This is a genomic window from Pseudomonas monachiensis, from assembly GCF_047345015.1.
GTDB classification, from domain to species: domain Bacteria; phylum Pseudomonadota; class Gammaproteobacteria; order Pseudomonadales; family Pseudomonadaceae; genus Aquipseudomonas; species Aquipseudomonas monachiensis.
The window spans coordinates 1,221,964-1,238,673 of sequence record NZ_CP178857.1 but is presented as its reverse complement, the minus strand read 5'-3'; the positions used below and the strand labels follow the sequence as shown (position 1 = coordinate 1,238,673).

At 58.7% G+C, this 16,710-nt stretch carries 18 protein-coding genes; 4 read left to right on the top strand and 14 right to left on the bottom strand.

Annotated features, from left to right (window positions below; genetic code table 11):
• Positions 1-4 precede the first annotated feature (4 nt).
• The gene (locus ACMDB8_RS05430; RefSeq protein ID WP_056720915.1) at positions 5-427 is read left to right on the top strand and encodes a PA3611 family quorum-sensing-regulated virulence factor; all 423 of its coding nucleotides are present in this window, start codon (positions 5-7) and stop codon (positions 425-427) included.
• Here ACMDB8_RS05430 and ACMDB8_RS05425 read toward each other — a convergent pair whose 3' ends face one another.
• Positions 428-622, bottom strand: a complete 195-nt coding sequence (locus tag ACMDB8_RS05425; protein WP_056720917.1) for a hypothetical protein — start codon at positions 620-622, stop codon at positions 428-430. It lies immediately after the preceding gene.
• 480 nt (positions 623-1,102) lie between these two features.
• Here ACMDB8_RS05425 and ACMDB8_RS05420 point away from each other — a divergent pair, with 480 nt between their 5' ends.
• On the top strand, positions 1,103-2,221 hold the full coding sequence (locus ACMDB8_RS05420) for a TIGR00730 family Rossman fold protein (RefSeq protein ID WP_056720919.1): 1,119 nt from the start codon (positions 1,103-1,105) through the stop codon (positions 2,219-2,221).
• A gap of 45 nt (positions 2,222-2,266) precedes the next feature.
• On the opposite strand, the gene recX is transcribed toward ACMDB8_RS05420, so the two are convergent.
• The 5 genes from recX to ACMDB8_RS05395 form a co-directional block, all read right to left on the bottom strand.
• On the bottom strand, positions 2,267-2,734 hold the full coding sequence (recX, locus tag ACMDB8_RS05415) for a recombination regulator RecX (RefSeq protein WP_056720921.1): 468 nt from the start codon (positions 2,732-2,734) through the stop codon (positions 2,267-2,269).
• A gap of 8 nt (positions 2,735-2,742) precedes the next feature.
• Positions 2,743-3,801, bottom strand: coding sequence for a recombinase RecA (gene recA, locus ACMDB8_RS05410; protein WP_046041172.1), 1,059 nt, complete (start codon positions 3,799-3,801; stop codon positions 2,743-2,745).
• Positions 3,802-3,884: 83 nt separating this feature from the next.
• Entirely contained in the window at positions 3,885-4,385 is a 501-nt protein-coding gene (locus tag ACMDB8_RS05405) for a CinA family protein (RefSeq protein ID WP_056722269.1), read from the bottom strand.
• 118 nt (positions 4,386-4,503) lie between these two features.
• Positions 4,504-4,845, bottom strand: a complete 342-nt coding sequence (locus ACMDB8_RS05400; RefSeq protein WP_056720923.1) for a phage holin family protein — start codon at positions 4,843-4,845, stop codon at positions 4,504-4,506.
• A 171-nt stretch (positions 4,846-5,016) separates the two neighbouring features.
• Positions 5,017-5,751, bottom strand: coding sequence for a LexA family transcriptional regulator (locus ACMDB8_RS05395; protein ID WP_056722271.1), 735 nt, complete (start codon positions 5,749-5,751; stop codon positions 5,017-5,019).
• A 209-nt stretch (positions 5,752-5,960) separates the two neighbouring features.
• On the opposite strand from ACMDB8_RS05395, the gene mutS reads away from it, so the two are divergent.
• Positions 5,961-8,540, top strand: coding sequence for a DNA mismatch repair protein MutS (gene mutS / locus ACMDB8_RS05390; protein WP_409078235.1), 2,580 nt, complete (start codon positions 5,961-5,963; stop codon positions 8,538-8,540).
• A gap of 142 nt (positions 8,541-8,682) precedes the next feature.
• Positions 8,683-9,021, top strand: coding sequence for a ferredoxin FdxA (fdxA, locus tag ACMDB8_RS05385; RefSeq protein ID WP_056720928.1), 339 nt, complete (start codon positions 8,683-8,685; stop codon positions 9,019-9,021).
• 472 nt (positions 9,022-9,493) lie between these two features.
• Here the strand turns inward: fdxA and rpoS are convergent, their stop codons facing one another.
• The 8 genes from rpoS to ACMDB8_RS05345 all read right to left on the bottom strand — a co-directional run bounded on the left by rpoS (position 9,494) and on the right by ACMDB8_RS05345 (position 16,629).
• A complete protein-coding gene (gene rpoS / locus ACMDB8_RS05380) occupies positions 9,494-10,501 on the bottom strand; it encodes an RNA polymerase sigma factor RpoS (RefSeq protein ID WP_056720931.1) in 1,008 nt (335 codons plus the stop codon).
• A gap of 105 nt (positions 10,502-10,606) precedes the next feature.
• Positions 10,607-11,464 (bottom strand): peptidoglycan DD-metalloendopeptidase family protein, encoded by an 858-nt coding sequence (locus ACMDB8_RS05375; protein WP_082562880.1) that lies wholly within the window; start codon positions 11,462-11,464, stop codon positions 10,607-10,609.
• Positions 11,465-11,676: 212 nt separating this feature from the next.
• The gene (locus ACMDB8_RS05370) at positions 11,677-12,312 is read right to left on the bottom strand and encodes a protein-L-isoaspartate(D-aspartate) O-methyltransferase (protein WP_172435346.1); all 636 of its coding nucleotides are present in this window, start codon (positions 12,310-12,312) and stop codon (positions 11,677-11,679) included.
• Between the two features lie 41 nt (positions 12,313-12,353).
• On the bottom strand, positions 12,354-13,103 hold the full coding sequence (gene surE, locus ACMDB8_RS05365) for a 5'/3'-nucleotidase SurE (RefSeq protein ID WP_056720938.1): 750 nt from the start codon (positions 13,101-13,103) through the stop codon (positions 12,354-12,356).
• On the bottom strand, positions 13,091-14,149 hold the full coding sequence (gene truD, locus ACMDB8_RS05360) for a tRNA pseudouridine(13) synthase TruD (protein ID WP_409078236.1): 1,059 nt from the start codon (positions 14,147-14,149) through the stop codon (positions 13,091-13,093). Before truD ends, surE begins: the two co-directional genes overlap by 13 nt.
• A complete protein-coding gene (ispF, locus tag ACMDB8_RS05355; protein ID WP_056720941.1) occupies positions 14,146-14,619 on the bottom strand; it encodes a 2-C-methyl-D-erythritol 2,4-cyclodiphosphate synthase in 474 nt (157 codons plus the stop codon). The genes truD and ispF overlap by 4 nt, the downstream gene beginning before the upstream one ends.
• A 43-nt stretch (positions 14,620-14,662) precedes the next feature.
• On the bottom strand, positions 14,663-15,508 hold the full coding sequence (gene fghA, locus ACMDB8_RS05350; RefSeq protein WP_409078237.1) for an S-formylglutathione hydrolase: 846 nt from the start codon (positions 15,506-15,508) through the stop codon (positions 14,663-14,665).
• Positions 15,509-15,516: 8 nt separating this feature from the next.
• The gene (locus ACMDB8_RS05345; RefSeq protein WP_409078238.1) at positions 15,517-16,629 is read right to left on the bottom strand and encodes an S-(hydroxymethyl)glutathione dehydrogenase/class III alcohol dehydrogenase; all 1,113 of its coding nucleotides are present in this window, start codon (positions 16,627-16,629) and stop codon (positions 15,517-15,519) included.
• Positions 16,630-16,710: the final 81 nt, after the last annotated feature.

The following is a 16,710-nucleotide window of genomic DNA, read 5'->3' as shown; positions in this document are numbered from 1 at the left end:
TTTCATGCTGCGCCTTATCGTTCCTACCGCGGCCATTTTGCTGGCGTCATCCTTCAACGCCCAGGCTGCGTCCTTGAAAGACACGGAACTGAACAAAATGCTGCAAAACGTCGCCGCCCAGAGCAGCGTCGGCACTCCTCGAGCGATCAACGAAGACATTCTCGATCAAGGCTATACCGTTGACGGCAAACAGCTGATCAACCACCTGAGCGTGCAGAGCAGCCACGCCGACAAGATGCGTGCAGACCCGAAAGCCGTGTACTTCCAGTTGGGAGCTTCTGTCTGCCGAAACGAAGGGTTTCGCAAGCTGATGGCCAAGGGCGCGATCATGCGTTACGACTTCACCGAGGTGAAGACCAACCGCCCGGTCGGCTCCGCAAGCTTCCAGGAATCGGATTGCCTGCAACCGGCGAAGAAGAAAAAGTAATCACCTGGATTTGGCGCGCCGCTGTTCATCTTCGGCGCGCAGTTCCGCCAGCAGCGCCTGCAAGTAATGCGAACGGCGTTCGCCACCGCGCAAACGACGGCAGCACTCATCCTCGAGACTCAAATGATGGGTCTCGGCTGATGACTTCAGCAGTCGATACAGTTGCGTATCGATCTCCAGAACGACTCTGGCCATGGTTTCCCGCCTCCCTGCACCTCACTCATGTTTGAGTGATAAATCCTTGAATCGCTTGTACCGTGCGCCTTGCCGTTGACGCAAAGTTGTTGTGTTGCACCTGTAACTTAGTAAATCAGAGTGCAGCACATGCGACGTGCGTTCAGACGAGCGGTGAAAGCACCTTGCAAATCGTCAATAAGCGGTTGCCAGGAAAGACTTTGTGGCGCAATGATCAAGGCAGCGCAAATAACTGTGAAGACCTGGATTTCAGGGTATCCACCTATACTTCTTCAAGGCTGGAAAGGGGCTGGCCGTTGCTTGTCGTGTAGTGCGAACGTTTTTTCATTCAAGGGAAAACAGAGCCTGTTTGGATGATCCGATGCCTTTCGGGTCAAGTAGATCGCCCAGGCATGGGCCTGGGCAGACAGCGACACATGAAGTGTCGTGGCACCGACTTACGTTGTCGGGCCGAGGGTTCTGTGCAGAAGGAGAAGTTGAATGCCTTACCAACCGAATGACCTCCTGAGCCGTCATTTTGAAGAAAGCGGCCACGACCTCATCAGCAAGGTCGAAGAACAACTCAAGCTGATTTCACCCAACAGCCCGAACATCCCGATCTACCGCGACATGATCCTGACCGTGCTGCGCATGGCCCAGGAAGACCACAACCGCTGGAATGCCAAAATCACCCTGCAAGCCCTGCGCGAACTGGAACAGGCTTTCCGCGTGCTCGAACAATTCAAGGGGCGACGCAAGGTCACTGTTTTCGGCTCGGCCCGCACGCCCATGGAACATCCGCTCTATAGCATGGCCCGAGAGCTCGGTGCTGCGCTGGTGCGCTCGGACATGATGGTCATTACCGGTGCCGGTGGCGGCATCATGGCCGCCGCCCATGAGGGCGCCGGCCTGACACACAGCCTGGGCTTCAACATCACCCTGCCCTTCGAGCAGCATGCCAACCCCACTGTCGACGGCACGACCAACCTGCTGCCTTTCCACTTCTTTTTCACCCGCAAGCTGTTCTTCGTCAAGGAAGCCGACGCCCTGGTGCTGTGCCCTGGTGGCTTCGGTACGCTGGATGAGGCGCTGGAAGTGCTGACGTTGATCCAGACCGGCAAGAGTCCATTGGTGCCCGTGGTACTGCTCGACGCGCCGGGCGGCAAATTCTGGCAAGGCGCACTGGACTTCATCCACCAGCAACTGGAGGCAAACCACTACATCCTGCCCACTGACATGAAGCTGGTGAAACTGGTCTACAACGTCGATGAAGCGGTAGAGCACATCAACCAGTTCTACAGCAACTTCCACTCCAGTCGCTGGCTAAAGCATCAGTTCCTGATTCGCATGAATCACACACTCAGCGACCACGCGCTCGAACACATGCAGCAGGCTTTCGCCGACCTGTGCCTGAGCGATCATTTCCATCAACACGTTTACAGTAGTGAGGAACATGACGAAGCCGAGTTCAGCCATCTGGTGCGGCTGGTCTTCAACTTCAACGCCCGCAATCATGGCCGCCTGCGCGAGCTTGTGGACTACATCAACCTGCCGGAAAACTGGGCACAATCAAAACCCCAGGTGCAACAACGCACCCGGGAGCCATCAAAGGTTTCGTGAGGCATAAAAAAACGGCCCGCTATCGATATAGCGGGCCGTTTCAGTTCAATCGTCCATCCCTCGACCGCTGAACAGGCGATTGATCATTTCCATGGAGTATCCACGGTACGCCAGGAACCTGCCTTGCTTGGCTCGCTCCCGGGCGTCTGCCGGCAATTGCCCTGAGAACTTGCGTCGCCAGGTATCGATCAATTGCTCCTGCCAGTCGATACCGCTCTCACGCAGGGCGAGTTCAATATCGGTGCGCTGCAGGCCACGTTGGCCCAACTCTTCACGAATGCGTAAAGGGCCATAACCGGAACGGGCGCGGTAGGAAACGAAACTTTCGAGGTAACGGGTTTCGGACAACAACCCCTCTTCCGTCAACCGGTCGAGTGCTGTTTCGATCATCTCAGGGAGAGCGCCGCGCTGACGCAGCTTACGCGTCAGCTCGACACGACCGTGCTCGCGCCGTGCGAGCAGGTCCATTGCGGTTCGCCGCACCGCGACGAGTGTATCGAGTACGGCGGTCATCGCTTCGATCAGATATCAGCGTCAGCCAGGTCGTCTTCGGTCTCTTTGACCGCAGAAGCTTTGGCGTCTGCTACCGACGAAGGGGACAGCAGCTTGTCACGCAGTTGCTTCTCCAGCTTTGCCGCGACTTCCGGGTTATCCGCCAGGAACTTGGCCGAGTTGGCCTTGCCCTGACCGATCTTGGTGCCTTCATAGGCATACCAGGCACCGGACTTCTCGACGAAACCGTGCAGAACACCCAAGTCGATCATCTCGCCGTTGAGGTAGATGCCCTTGCCGTAAAGAATCTGGAACTCGGCCTGACGGAACGGCGAAGCCACTTTGTTCTTCACAACCTTGACGCGGGTTTCGCTACCGACGACCTCATCACCTTCCTTCACCGCGCCGGTACGACGGATGTCCAGACGAACCGATGCGTAGAACTTCAGTGCGTTACCACCGGTGGTGGTTTCCGGGCTACCGAACATCACGCCGATTTTCATACGGATCTGGTTGATGAAAATCACCAGGCAATTGGCGTTCTTGATGTTACCGGTGATTTTACGTAGCGCCTGGGACATCAGACGGGCTTGCAGGCCCACGTGCATGTCACCCATTTCGCCTTCGATTTCAGCCTTTGGCACCAGGGCAGCCACGGAGTCGACGATGATCACGTCAACCGCGTTGGAACGCACCAACATGTCGGTGATTTCCAGGGCCTGCTCGCCGGTGTCCGGCTGGGAAACCAGCAGGTCGTCGACGTTGACGCCCAGCTTGCCGGCGTACTCAGGGTCGAGGGCGTGTTCGGCGTCGACGAATGCGCAGGTCGCGCCGGCTTTTTGAGCCTGGGCGATCACGGACAAGGTCAGCGTGGTTTTACCGGAAGATTCAGGACCGTAGATTTCAACAATGCGACCTTTTGGCAGGCCGCCGATGCCGAGAGCGATGTCCAGACCCAGAGAGCCAGTGGAGATGGCCGGGATCGCCTGACGGTCCTGATCGCCCATACGCATTACGGCACCCTTGCCGAATTGACGTTCGATCTGACCCAGGGCCGCAGCCAAGGCTTTCTTCTTGTTGTCGTCCATTAAAGTCCTCACGTAATCAATAAGGCCTGACGGCCAACACCTGTATAAGTAGCCAGTATTATTCCACAGCGATTCCGGATCGCCTACCCCTGATTTGAGATTTCTGCCGCGGCATACCGCAGCAGCCCCTCTAGCGCGGCCTTCACCGTTTGTCGGCGGACGTCGTCACGATTACCCGGGAAGTGCTGCCGTTCACAGAACACCTGGTCTCCGACGCCCCAGGCCAGCCACACCGTGCCAACCGGCTTGTTCGCCGTTCCACCATCGGGACCGGCGATGCCACTGACCGCCACGGAGAAATACGCGCTGTTTTTTTTCTGCGCCCCCCGGACCATGGCCTCGACCACCTCGCGACTGACCGCGCCCACGGTGGTGAACAACTCCACCGGGACATCCAGTTGCAGGGTTTTCTGCCGGTTGGAGTAGGTGACATAACCGGCCTCGAACCAGGCCGAACTCCCGGGGATACGGGTGATTGCCTCGGCGATGCCGCCGCCGGTGCAGGACTCCGCCGTGGTGACGTGGGCATTGAGAACCTGCAGGCGTCTGCCGAGTTCGGCGGCGAGCTGGGTGATTTCGTTCACGGTCATCTCCTGATCGGGCGGGATGAGGTTAACCGTACACGAGCAGACCGCACTTGCAAGCGACAGGACCGATCAAAATGTAAAGAACCAGAGGCTCTGGAAAAGGCCTGTCGGGGAATCAATCTTCGACGTCACCGGACGGAAGATGTCCGATCCCCATACGCTTGGCCATCCAGCGCTCATACAACCCTAGAACCACGTCTGTACCGGCCATCGCCGCTAAACAACCACCCGCACAGGCAGCCCAGATGGAAACATTGGCGGCATGCAGCAGCATGATGACCGAGGCGCCGCAGATCATGCTGGAGCCAGACCGCAGGCCCAGGCGTCGGACAAGGGGCCAGCCACGAACGCCCTCTTTATCGGCACGCCACATTTCACCGGTAACGCCACCAAGTATTGGCAGACTGATGAGCAGCCACAGAGGCATGTCCAGCAATGCATATTGCTCAACGGTCATTTCATGCCTCCTTGAGTGAACGGTCACTCCGCGTTCTTGAATAGACAGGCAAGCAGATTATGCATTGATGCATAATCAGTCAATGCATTAACGCATTGAAAGATGATCCGATGTTTTCAGCACGCGAAAAAAAACCGCTCGGGAAGCGGTTTTTATCTGAGCGCAAGGGCGTTAGCGAGCGTACATGCCCCACCAGAAGACATGGCCGAGGATAACAATCGGCTCCTCCTGGACTTCCTGAAAGGTGTAGTCCTCGTCCGGATGCTCGTCACGATTGAAGCTGCGCAAGCGAATACCGGTCGGCAGGCGATACAGCTGCTTCACCCGCAATTGGCCGTTGTGATTGATTGCATAAAGGTCGCCGTCAACGATATCGCCAATGCCGCACTTGCCGGCATTGACCCCGACCGTGGCGCCGTCGCGCAGTACCGGCAACATGCTGTTGCCCCGCACTGTCACGCATTTGGCCTGGTCGAACTGCACACCGTTATGGCGCAGGCTTCGCTTGCCAAAGCGCAGGCTAGAGCGCTCGCTTTCTTCGATGACGAATCTTCCTGATCCCGCGGCCAATTCAACCTCGCGAAGAAAGGGGACCGACACCTCGTCGTCATCGACAGGGGTATCGTCATCCCACAGACTTATATCCTTGAGTTCCGAATGCACTGGAGCGCGCCCGGCATTAGCGGCAGACGAGACGTCCGCGCGGCCACGCAACTGGTCGGTGCTCAAGGAGAAATACTCGGCGATCTTCGAAATATGTCTATCCGAAGGATCGACGATCTTCCCGCTGAGAATGCGCGAGAGCGTGGATTGAGGCACGCCGGTGCGACGGTGAAGCTCCGTGGGGGAGATCCCGTGCTGATCGAGCAATGCTCTTAATACGGTAGACACGTTGCGTTTTTGCATATCTCGCATAGTGCTTGCTCTTCTCGATGAAGACAATGCCGATTTGCATAATCGATACATATCACGTTTTTTGCATCGTAAAAGATGTCACCCGGCCGTGGCGCCTGCGTCGGGCAGACCGCCCATGGTAACCTTGCGCCCATCGCGGAAAAGCCCGGCCATTGCCCCGCTTTTGCCCCACCTCTTTCAACGAGCTTCCTGACAATCCGATGAATAAAGCCGTCTCCGACCTGTCCTCCCACACCCCCATGATGCAGCAGTACTGGCGCCTGAAAAACCAGCACCCGGACCAGCTGATGTTCTACCGCATGGGCGACTTCTACGAGATCTTCTATGAAGACGCGAAGAAAGCCGCCAAGTTGCTGGACATCACCCTGACCGCCCGTGGACAGTCGGCTGGCCAGGCGATTCCGATGTGCGGGATTCCTTACCACGCCGCCGAGGGTTACCTGGCAAAACTGGTGAAGCTTGGCGAATCGGTGGTGATCTGCGAGCAGGTCGGCGACCCGGCCACCAGCAAAGGGCCAGTGGAGCGGCAGGTCGTGCGCATCATCACACCGGGGACGGTGAGTGACGAGGCGCTGCTCGACGAGCGTCGGGACAACCTGATCGCTGCAGTCCTGGGTGATGAGCGCCTGTTCGGCCTGGCGGTGCTGGACATCACCAGCGGTAACTTCAGCGTGCTGGAAATCAAGGGCTGGGAAAACCTGCTGGCGGAACTGGAGCGGGTCAACCCGGTGGAGCTGCTGATCCCGGATGACTGGCCCAAGGACTTGCCGGCGGAAAAACGTCGCGGTGTGCGTCGCCGCGCGCCGTGGGATTTCGAACGCGACTCGGCGCTCAAAAGCCTGTGCCAGCAATTCTCGACTCAGGATCTCAAGGGCTTCGGCTGCGAAAACCTGACCCTGGCCATCGGCGCCGCCGGTTGCCTGCTGGCCTACGCCAAGGAAACCCAACGCACCGCCCTGCCCCATTTGCGCAGCCTGCGTCATGAGCGCCTGGACGACACCGTGGTGCTCGATGGCGCCAGCCGTCGCAACCTGGAGCTCGACACCAACCTGGCCGGCGGCCGCGACAACACCCTGCAATCGGTGGTGGACCGCTGCCAGACCGCCATGGGCAGTCGCCTGCTGACCCGCTGGCTGAATCGCCCGTTGCGCGACTTGACGGTGCTGTTGGCGCGTCAGAGCTCGATCACTTGCCTGCTCGACAGTTACCGCTTCGAAAGGCTGCAACCGCAGCTCAAGGAAATCGGCGACATCGAGCGGATTCTTGCGCGGATCGGCCTGCGCAATGCCCGCCCCCGCGACCTCGCCCGCTTGCGCGACGCCCTCGGCGCCCTGCCAGAACTGCAAGTGGCAATGACGGAGCTTGAAGCCCCGCACCTCCAGCAACTCGCCACCATCACCAGCACCTACCCGGAACTGGCGGCACTGCTGGAAAAAGCCATCATCGACAACCCGCCCGCCGTCATTCGTGATGGCGGCGTGTTGAAAACCGGCTACGACAGCGAACTCGACGATTTGCAGTCGCTGAGCGAAAACGCCGGGCAATTCCTGATCGACCTCGAGGCACGGGAAAAGGCTCGCACCGGCCTGTCGCACCTGAAGGTCGGCTATAACCGCATCCACGGTTACTTCATCGAGCTGCCAAGCAAGCAGGCGGAATCGGCACCGGCCGACTACATTCGCCGCCAGACGCTCAAAGGCGCCGAGCGTTTCATTACGCCGGAACTCAAGGCGTTCGAAGACAAGGCACTATCAGCCAAGAGCCGCGCCCTGGCCCGCGAGAAGATGCTCTACGAAGCGTTGCTCGAAGACCTGATCAGCCAGCTGCCACCGTTGCAGGACACCGCCGGCGCCCTGGCCGAGCTGGATGTCTTGAGCAACCTGGCCGAACGAGCACTGAACCTCGACTTGAACTGCCCGCGCTTCGTCAGCGAGCCGTGCATGCGCATCACCCAGGGTCGTCACCCGGTGGTCGAACAAGTGCTGACCACGCCATTCGTGGCCAACGATCTGAGCCTGGACGACAACACCCGCATGCTGGTGATCACCGGTCCGAACATGGGCGGTAAATCCACCTACATGCGCCAGATCGCCTTGATCGTGCTCCTGGCGCACATCGGCAGCTTCGTGCCGGCAGCCAGTTGCGAATTGTCGCTGGTCGACCGCATCTTCACCCGGATCGGTTCCAGCGATGACCTGGCCGGCGGGCGTTCGACCTTCATGGTGGAAATGAGCGAAACCGCGAACATCCTGCACAACGCCACCGAGCGCAGCCTGGTGCTGATGGACGAAGTCGGGCGCGGCACCAGCACCTTCGACGGTCTGTCCCTGGCATGGGCGGCGGCCGAGCGCCTGGCGCACCTGCGTGCCTACACGCTGTTCGCCACCCACTACTTTGAACTGACCGTCCTGCCGGAAGCCCAGCCGTTGGTGGCCAACGTGCACCTCAATGCCACCGAGCACAACGAACGCATCGTGTTCCTGCACCACGTGCTGCCCGGGCCGGCCAGCCAGAGTTATGGCCTGGCCGTTGCGCAACTGGCAGGCGTACCGAGCGAGGTCATCACCCGTGCTCGCGAGCATTTGAGCCGCCTGGAAGACACCGCCCTGCCCCATGAAACACCGGCACCGGCCAAGGGCAAACCAGCGGCTCCGCAGCAAAGCGATCTGTTTGCCAGCCTGCCGCACCCGGTGCTGGATGACCTGGCCAAGCTCGACCTGGACAACATGACGCCACGTCGTGCTCTCGAAATACTCTATACACTAAAGACACGGATCTAACGCAGCGGCTTGCAAGCTGTTAGAATCTCGCGCGGTTTGGGATGCTGCTGGCTAATAGCCTGGCCAGCAGACTATCGCTCCCGAACCTGGCGACCCCTACGAGAAGGGGCGCAGCAAGCCGCGCCTGAGGAGAAAATTAGAAATGACCTTCGTCGTCACCGACAACTGCATCAAGTGCAAGTACACCGACTGCGTAGAAGTCTGTCCGGTGGACTGCTTTTACGAAGGCCCGAATTTCCTGGTGATTCACCCGGATGAGTGCATCGATTGCGCGCTGTGCGAACCTGAATGCCCTGCCGTGGCTATCTTCTCCGAAGATGAGGTTCCGGCCGGCATGGAAAACTTCATCGAGCTGAACGCTGAGTTGGCCGATATCTGGCCAAACATCACCGAGAAGAAAGATTCGATGCCTGATGCAGAAGAGTTTGATCGCGTCATCAACAAATCTGTAGGCAGCAAGCTCAAAGACCTCGAGCGCTGATTACCCCCCGCGTTCTCTGAAAAGGCCCCACAAGGGCCTTTTTGCTTTTCTGCAGGCAAAAAAAGGGGCGGTTTGACCCGCCCACATTTTTTCCCTATTCCCTGTGTTCCTTTTCATCGTCCTGATGAATCGCGTCCTGCGATATCCATATCCCTCATCCTTGAAGGACGTGTCTGTCCGTCGACACAACCTCAATACTAGAGTGTTCCCCTGCGGGATCAATGGCCCCTTGGCGCGAATTCCAACTGTCACACGTCATTAATAATAAAAAATAGTTATATAAATCAAAAAGATGAACACACAAAACGTTCAACATGGACGATTGCCAGGGTGTAAAAATAACGAACACTTACGCAAGTGTAAGCCTGGGCTTACAGCACGAAACCAAAATTCCGAGAGGATTCGGTCTTCTGCTCAGGCAATAAAAACCCCCGAACCAGTCGGGGGTTTCATTGCCTGAGCAGTGAGTGCCTTATTGGAACAGCGACTCGCTCGACAGACCATTTTTTTCCAGGATCTCGCGTAGCCGCTTCAAGCCTTCCACCTGAATCTGTCTGACCCGCTCGCGGGTCAGGCCGATTTCCAGGCCTACGTCTTCAAGGGTGCTGCTTTCATGACCGCGCAGGCCAAAGCGGCGTATGACCACTTCGCGTTGCTTGTCGGTCAGTTCCGAGAGCCATTGATCGATGCTCTGGGACAGGTCATCGTCCTGCAACAGTTCGCATGGATCGGTTGGACGGTCGTCAGTCAGGGTATCGAGCAGGGTTTTATCCGAATCCGGACCCAGCGAGACGTCGACCGAAGAAACCCGTTCGTTAAGGCCAAGCATGCGCTTGACCTCTCCCACCGGTTTTTCCAGCAGGTTGGCGATTTCTTCGGGTGAGGGTTCATGGTCGAGTTTTTGCGTCAGCTCCCGCGCGGCCCGCAGGTACACATTCAGCTCCTTGACCACATGAATCGGCAGCCGGATGGTCCGGGTCTGATTCATGATTGCGCGCTCGATGGTCTGGCGAATCCACCAGGTCGCATAGGTCGAGAAGCGGAAACCGCGTTCCGGATCGAACTTCTCCACCGCCCGGATCAAGCCGAGGTTGCCCTCTTCGATCAGGTCCAGCAGCGACAGCCCACGATTGACGTAACGCCGGGCGATTTTCACCACCAGCCGCAGGTTACTTTCAATCATGCGTTTGCGCCCGGCCGGATCGCCACTTTGCGACAGGCGCGCAAAATGAACTTCTTCTTCGGGTGATAGCAGGGGAGAGAAACCAATTTCATTGAGATACAGCTGCGTGGCATCAAGTGCCCGCGTGTAGTCAATGTACTTGTGTTGTTTCAAGGATGCGGAGTGTTTGGATTTGGCACGAACGGAAGGTGGAGCCGCCCCTTCATCATTCGACATCGAATCCGTATCGATGCTGCTCTCCATCAGGAGAACCTCATCGTCGATGTCAAACTCCGGCACTTCTTTACTGAGAGCCATTGTTATAGTCCTTTGGTGAGTTCGACCTCAAGCTCAAGCGGCGCCTTTATCCCTGGCAACGCTGGAGCCTGTCCCCTCTACGCGACGGAACAGGCTGGTAAGCGATCAACGACGTGGCAGGAATTGCAGCGGATCTACAGGTTTACCTTGGCGGCGAATCTCAAAATGCAGTTTCACCCGGTCTGTACCCGTTGACCCCATTTCGGCAATTGTCTGTCCGACCTTGACCTGCTGCCCCTCCCGAACCAACAACCTGCGGTTATGTCCGTAGGCACTGACGTAGGTTTCACTGTGTTTGATGATTACTAATTCGCCGTAGCCCCTTAAGCCACTCCCGGCGTATACCACCGTCCCATCAGACGCAGCTAAAACAGGCTGTCCCAAATCTCCGGCGATATCAATTCCTTTATTCAAACTACCGTTTGAAGAGAATTTTCCAATCAGAATGCCATTAGATGGCCATCCCCAGCCGGTCGGGGCTGGCCCGGGAGGGGGCAACGGAGCGGGTGCAGGCTTGCTCGCGACGGACGGTACAACCGTCGTGGTGCTGGTGGTCGTACCGTTTGCCGAACGACGGATGACCGTGGTTTTACTCGACGACGAAGGTGTTGAGCTGGACGAACTGACCACCGCCGTCGACGTTGAATCGGTACGACCATCAAAGCGAATCGTCTGACCCGGGCGGATGGTGTAAGGCGCGGGAATGTTGTTGCGTGCCGCCAGGGCCTTGTAGTCCCAGCCGTAACGGAAGGCAATGGAAAACAGGGTGTCCTTGGGCCGAACCACGTATTGTCCGGTGGTCACGGCCGGACGCTGGGTTGCGGCGTTGTTGCGGTCGACGACACGAACATCGCTGGACTTGTTGCTGGAACAACCGACCAGCAACGTGCTCAAGACAAGGCCAGTCACCAGGCGCTGAAAGCTCGTTTTACTCATACGCTGCGCAATGACTGTGAGACTCACCCGCCGCTCCCTCTGTGGTGGCTGAAAATGTGAAATACCGGAGTCCGGTAATGAACTGTCGCAAGTATAACGGGCCGTGCCCGCTTTACCTTTAATGTGGCGAATCGGTGTCGCGCACACGTTTGCTGCCTGACGATGAATCCCGTTTAACACAACGATGCCGCTGTAAGACAAAGGCAATCGAAGAGAATTCAGCGTGCCGAAACAAATGCTCAGGCCAGTGGCCCATTGAGCAATGGCACGAAGCGCACAGCCCCCAGGACATGCCTGGAAAAACCTTGTTCCTCGCGGATGATCAGCATCAATTGCTGGACTTCGCCGGCCCCGACCGGGATCACCATCCGGCCTCCCGGTGCCAACTGGTCAAGCAGTGCCTGGGGCACATCGGTCGCCACTGCGGTGACGATAATCCCGTTGTACGGTGCCAGTGCCGGCCAGCCCTCCCAGCCATCGCCCCAGCGGAACACCACGTTGCGCAGGTTCAGTTCGACCAGACGTTCCTTTGCCCGATCCTGCAGAACCTTGATACGCTCGACCGAGAACACACGCTCGACCAGTTGCGACAGCACCGCCGTCTGATAACCCGACCCGGTACCGATCTCCAGCACCTTGTCGAGGGGACCGGCCTCCAGCAGCAGCTCGCTCATGCGCGCCACCATATAAGGCTGGGAGATGGTCTGGTTGTTGCCAATCGGCAGCGCGGTGTCTTCATAGGCACGGTGCGCCAGCGCTTCGTCGACGAACAGATGGCGCGGGGTCCGGCGAATGACCTCCAGCACCCTGGCGTTGGAGATGCCTTCTTCGTACAGGCGCTGGATCAGCCGCTCCCGAGTTCGCTGGGAGGTCATGCCGATGCCGCGGCGCAGCATATCGTCTTGTTCGCGACCCATCAGCGCAACCCCTCCAGCCAGCCGTCCAGACTTCTGAAGGCATCATTGAAGGTGCGATCCAGTTGCAGCGGCGTGATCGAAACATAACCCTGCATCACTGCATGGAAATCGGTACCCGGGCCGCCATCTTCGGCATCCCCGGCCGCGGCGATCCAATAACCGGACTTGCCCCGCGGATCCACCACTTTCATCGGTGCCGCGGCTCGGGCGCGATGGCCCAGGCGAGTCAGCTGGATACCGCGGATACGGTCCAGCGGCAAATTGGGAATGTTCACGTTCAGTACCGTACGCGGTGGCAGATCCAGATCAGCATGGGCTTCAACCAGTTTGCGCGCGAAATGGGCAGCCGTGGGAAGGTTATCTACCTGGCGTGAGACCAGCGAAAAGGCAAAGGAAGGGTGTTTCAGGAAACGCCCCTCAAGGGCCGCCGCCACTGTACCGGAATACAGGACATCGTCCCCCAGGTTCGCGCCCAGGTTGATACCGGAAACCACCATGTCCGCTTCGCGCTCCAGCAGGCCGTTGAGGCCCAGGTGCACACAATCGGTTGGCGTGCCATTGAGGCTGATAAAGCCGTTGGCCAGGATTTGCGGGTGCAACGGACGGTCGAGCGTCAGCGAACTGCTGGCGCCGCTCTTGTCCTGGTCCGGGGCGATAACCACGCACTCGGTGTAATCCGCCAGCGCAGCATAAAGCGCGGCGAGACCGGGTGCTGTTACCCCATCGTCGTTAGAAATCAGAATACGCATGGGCTGTCCGTCTGCCCCACCGGCACCAGATCAACAAGCTCGCGCACCAATACGGTGGCGAAGCATCCGGCCGGCAGGACGAATTCCAGTTGCAGAATGTCCAGCGAGGGATAATGCCACGTCAACCCGCCAATGGGCAGCCGCAGGATGCGACGTTCGTGGCTCATTCCGGCGTTGATCAACCAGTCACGCAAATCCGCTTCGCGTGCGGCGATGGCCTGCTCCAGTTCATGGACAACGCCCGTGGCCGGCGAGTCACCTTCGCCCCACTGCGGACCGGTCGGATGCAGATCGAGAATCGCCAGGCGCGGGTCGCTGCACTCGGCTTCGCCTGCCGGGAAAAAGCTGCGGCTGTCGGTGAACGCCAGCAGATCGCCCACCTGGGCACGCTGCCAGGTGCCATCGGCAACTCGTGCGGCCAGCACCTGATTGAACAGAAAACTGCGCGCCGCGGAGAGCAGACGCGAGCGCACGTTGCGCTGCTCCGGCAAGGCCTTGCGCGCGGCCCAGGCGCGAGCATCGATGACGTTGCCGCCGTCATGACCGAAACGCTGGGCGCCGAAATAATTGGGGATGCCTTGTTTGGCGATCAATTGCAGACGCTCTTCAAGCGCGACCTTGTCGCCGGAAAATTGCGTCAGGCGCAACGTAAAACCATTGGCCGAGTGGGCACCGCGTTGCAGTTTGCGCTTGTGGCGGGCGGTCTTGAGGATCTTCAGCGTATCGTTTTCTGCCGCTGACAGATCAGGGTCGGCCTTGCCTGGCAGTTGCACGCTGAACCACTGGCGAGTCAACGCCTGACGGTCCTTGAGCCCGGCATAACTGACGGTGCGCAATGGCACGCCGGCAGCCTTGGCAATCCGTCGCGCCGCTTCTTCAGTATTGAGGCCGCGCTTTTCCACCCAGATCCACAGGTGTTCGCCTTCGCCGCTTAGGGGAATGTCGAGGACTTCGTCGACCTGGAAATCTTCCGCGATCGCTTTCAGGACCGCCGTGCCGAGGGCCTCACCGTAAGCCCGCGGGCCGAGCAATTGCAGTTCGTTCATGCGCGCAGCAACAAGGCAACGGAGTGCACGGCAATGCCTTCTTCGCGACCGACAAAGCCGAGCTTTTCGGTGGTGGTAGCTTTCACGTTCACTTGATCCAACTCTACTTGAAGATCCGCGGCAATCAGCGCGCGCATCGATTCGATATGCGGGGCCATTTTCGGCGCCTGGGCGACGATGGTGTTATCGACGTTACCGACTTTCCAGCCTTTGGCATGAACCAGTGCGACGACGTGACGCAACAGCGCACGGCTGTCGGCACCCTTGAATTTCGGGTCGGTATCCGGGAAATGCTTGCCGATGTCGCCCAGTGCCGCGGCGCCAAGCAAGGCATCGCTCAAGGCGTGCAGGAGGACGTCACCGTCAGAGTGAGCGAGCAGTCCGAAGCTGTGTGCAATGCGCACGCCGCCCAGAGTGATGAAATCGCCTTCAGCGAAACGGTGCACATCATAGCCGTGGCCAATACGCATAAAAAAACGCCCCGATTTTTGTCAGGGCGTGATTCTACCTGCATTAGCCAACCAGAGCATGCGCGTGATGCCGCAAGTGCTCATCGATGAAACTGGCAATGAAGAAATAGCTGTGGTCGTAGCCCGGTTGCAGACGCAACGTCAATGGGTGACCCGCCTGTTTGGCCGCCTGCTGCAAGGCTTCCGGCTTGAGCTGGTTGGCGAGGAAATCGTCGCGATCACCCTGGTCGACCAACAGCGGCAGCTTTTCATCGACCTCGGCAATCAACGCGCAGGCATCCCATTCGCGCCATTTCGAACGGTCCTCTCCCAGAAAGCGGGAGAAGGCCTTCTGCCCCCACGGGCAATCCATCGGATTGTTGATCGGCGAGAACGCCGACACCGACTGATAACGCCCCGGATTGCGCAAGGCACAGACCAGCGCACCGTGGCCGCCCATGGAATGTCCGCTGATACCGCGCTTGTCCGACGCTGGGAAATGGGCTTCGACCAATGTCGGCAATTCCTGCACGACATAGTCATGCATCCGATAATGCCGCGACCACGGTTCCTGGGTGGCATTCAGGTAAAAACCGGCGCCGAGGCCAAAGTCCCAGGCGCCATCCGGATCGCCCGGCACTTCAGGACCGCGAGGGCTGGTATCCGGTGCGACGATGATCAGCCCCAGCTCGGCGGCCATGCGCATGGCGCCGGCCTTTTGCATGAAGTTCTCATCGGTACAGGTCAGGCCGGACATCCAGTACAGCACCGGCAGCTTGCCGCCCTGCTCCGCCTGCGGCGGCAGGTACACGGCAAACACCATGTCGCAGCCGAGCACTTCCGAGCGATGGCGATAGCGCTTGTGCCAGCCGCCGAAGCTTTTCTGGCAGGAGATGTTTTCCAGGCTCATGGCGGACCTCAGAAATGGATGACGGAGCGGATGCTTTTTCCTTCGTGCATCAGGTCAAACGCCTTGTTGATATCTTCCAGGCCCATGGTGTGGGTGATGAAGGTATCCAGCGGAATCTCACCGGTCTCGGCCATCTCCACATAGCTTGGCAACTCGGTACGGCCGCGCACACCGCCGAACGCCGAACCCCGCCAGACGCGACCGGTGACCAACTGGAACGGACGGGTCGAGATTTCCTGGCCGGCACCGGCAACGCCGATGATGACCGACTCGCCCCAGCCCTTGTGGCAGCACTCCAGTGCCGCGCGCATCAGCTGCACATTGCCGATGCACTCGAAGGAAAAATCGACCCCGCCATCAGTCATGTCGACGATGACTTCCTGGATCGGACGATCGAATTCTTTCGGGTTCACGCAGTCGGTTGCGCCCAGCTGTTTGGCGATCTCGAATTTGGCCGGGTTTATGTCGATGGCGATGATGCGGGCAGCCTTGGCTTTTACGGCGCCGATGACAGCGGACAGACCGATGCCGCCGAGGCCGAAAATGGCCACGGTATCACCCGGTTTCACCTTGGCGGTGTTGAGCACTGCACCAATGCCGGTGGTAACGCCGCAGCCCAGCAGGCAGACTTTTTCCAGCGGTGCTTGCTTGGCAATTTTCGCCACGGAAATTTCCGGCAGCACGGTGTACTCCGAAAAAGTGGAAGTGCCCATGTAATGGAAAATCGGCTGGCCCTTGTAGGAAAAACGCGAAGTGCCGTCCGGCATCAGGCCTTTGCCCTGGGTCGCGCGAATCGCCTGGCAGAGGTTGGTTTTACCCGACAGGCAGAATTTGCACTGGCGGCATTCCGGGGTGTACAGCGGGATCACATGATCGCCGACCGCAACGGAGGTCACGCCCTCGCCAATCGCTTCCACGATCGCACCACCTTCGTGGCCGAGAATTGACGGAAAAATGCCTTCCGGATCTGCGCCTGACAATGTGTAGGCATCGGTATGGCAAACACCGGAGGCCACCACGCGCAGCAAGACTTCGCCGGCCTTGGGCATGGCGACATCGACTTCAACGATTTCAAGGGGCTTCTTGGCCTCGAAGGCAACGGCGGCGCGCGACTTGATCATGATGACTCTCCAGTGAATAAAAACGAGACAGGGAGTGTAATACATGGCTCAACGATGAATAATCGATGTAAATGCAAAATA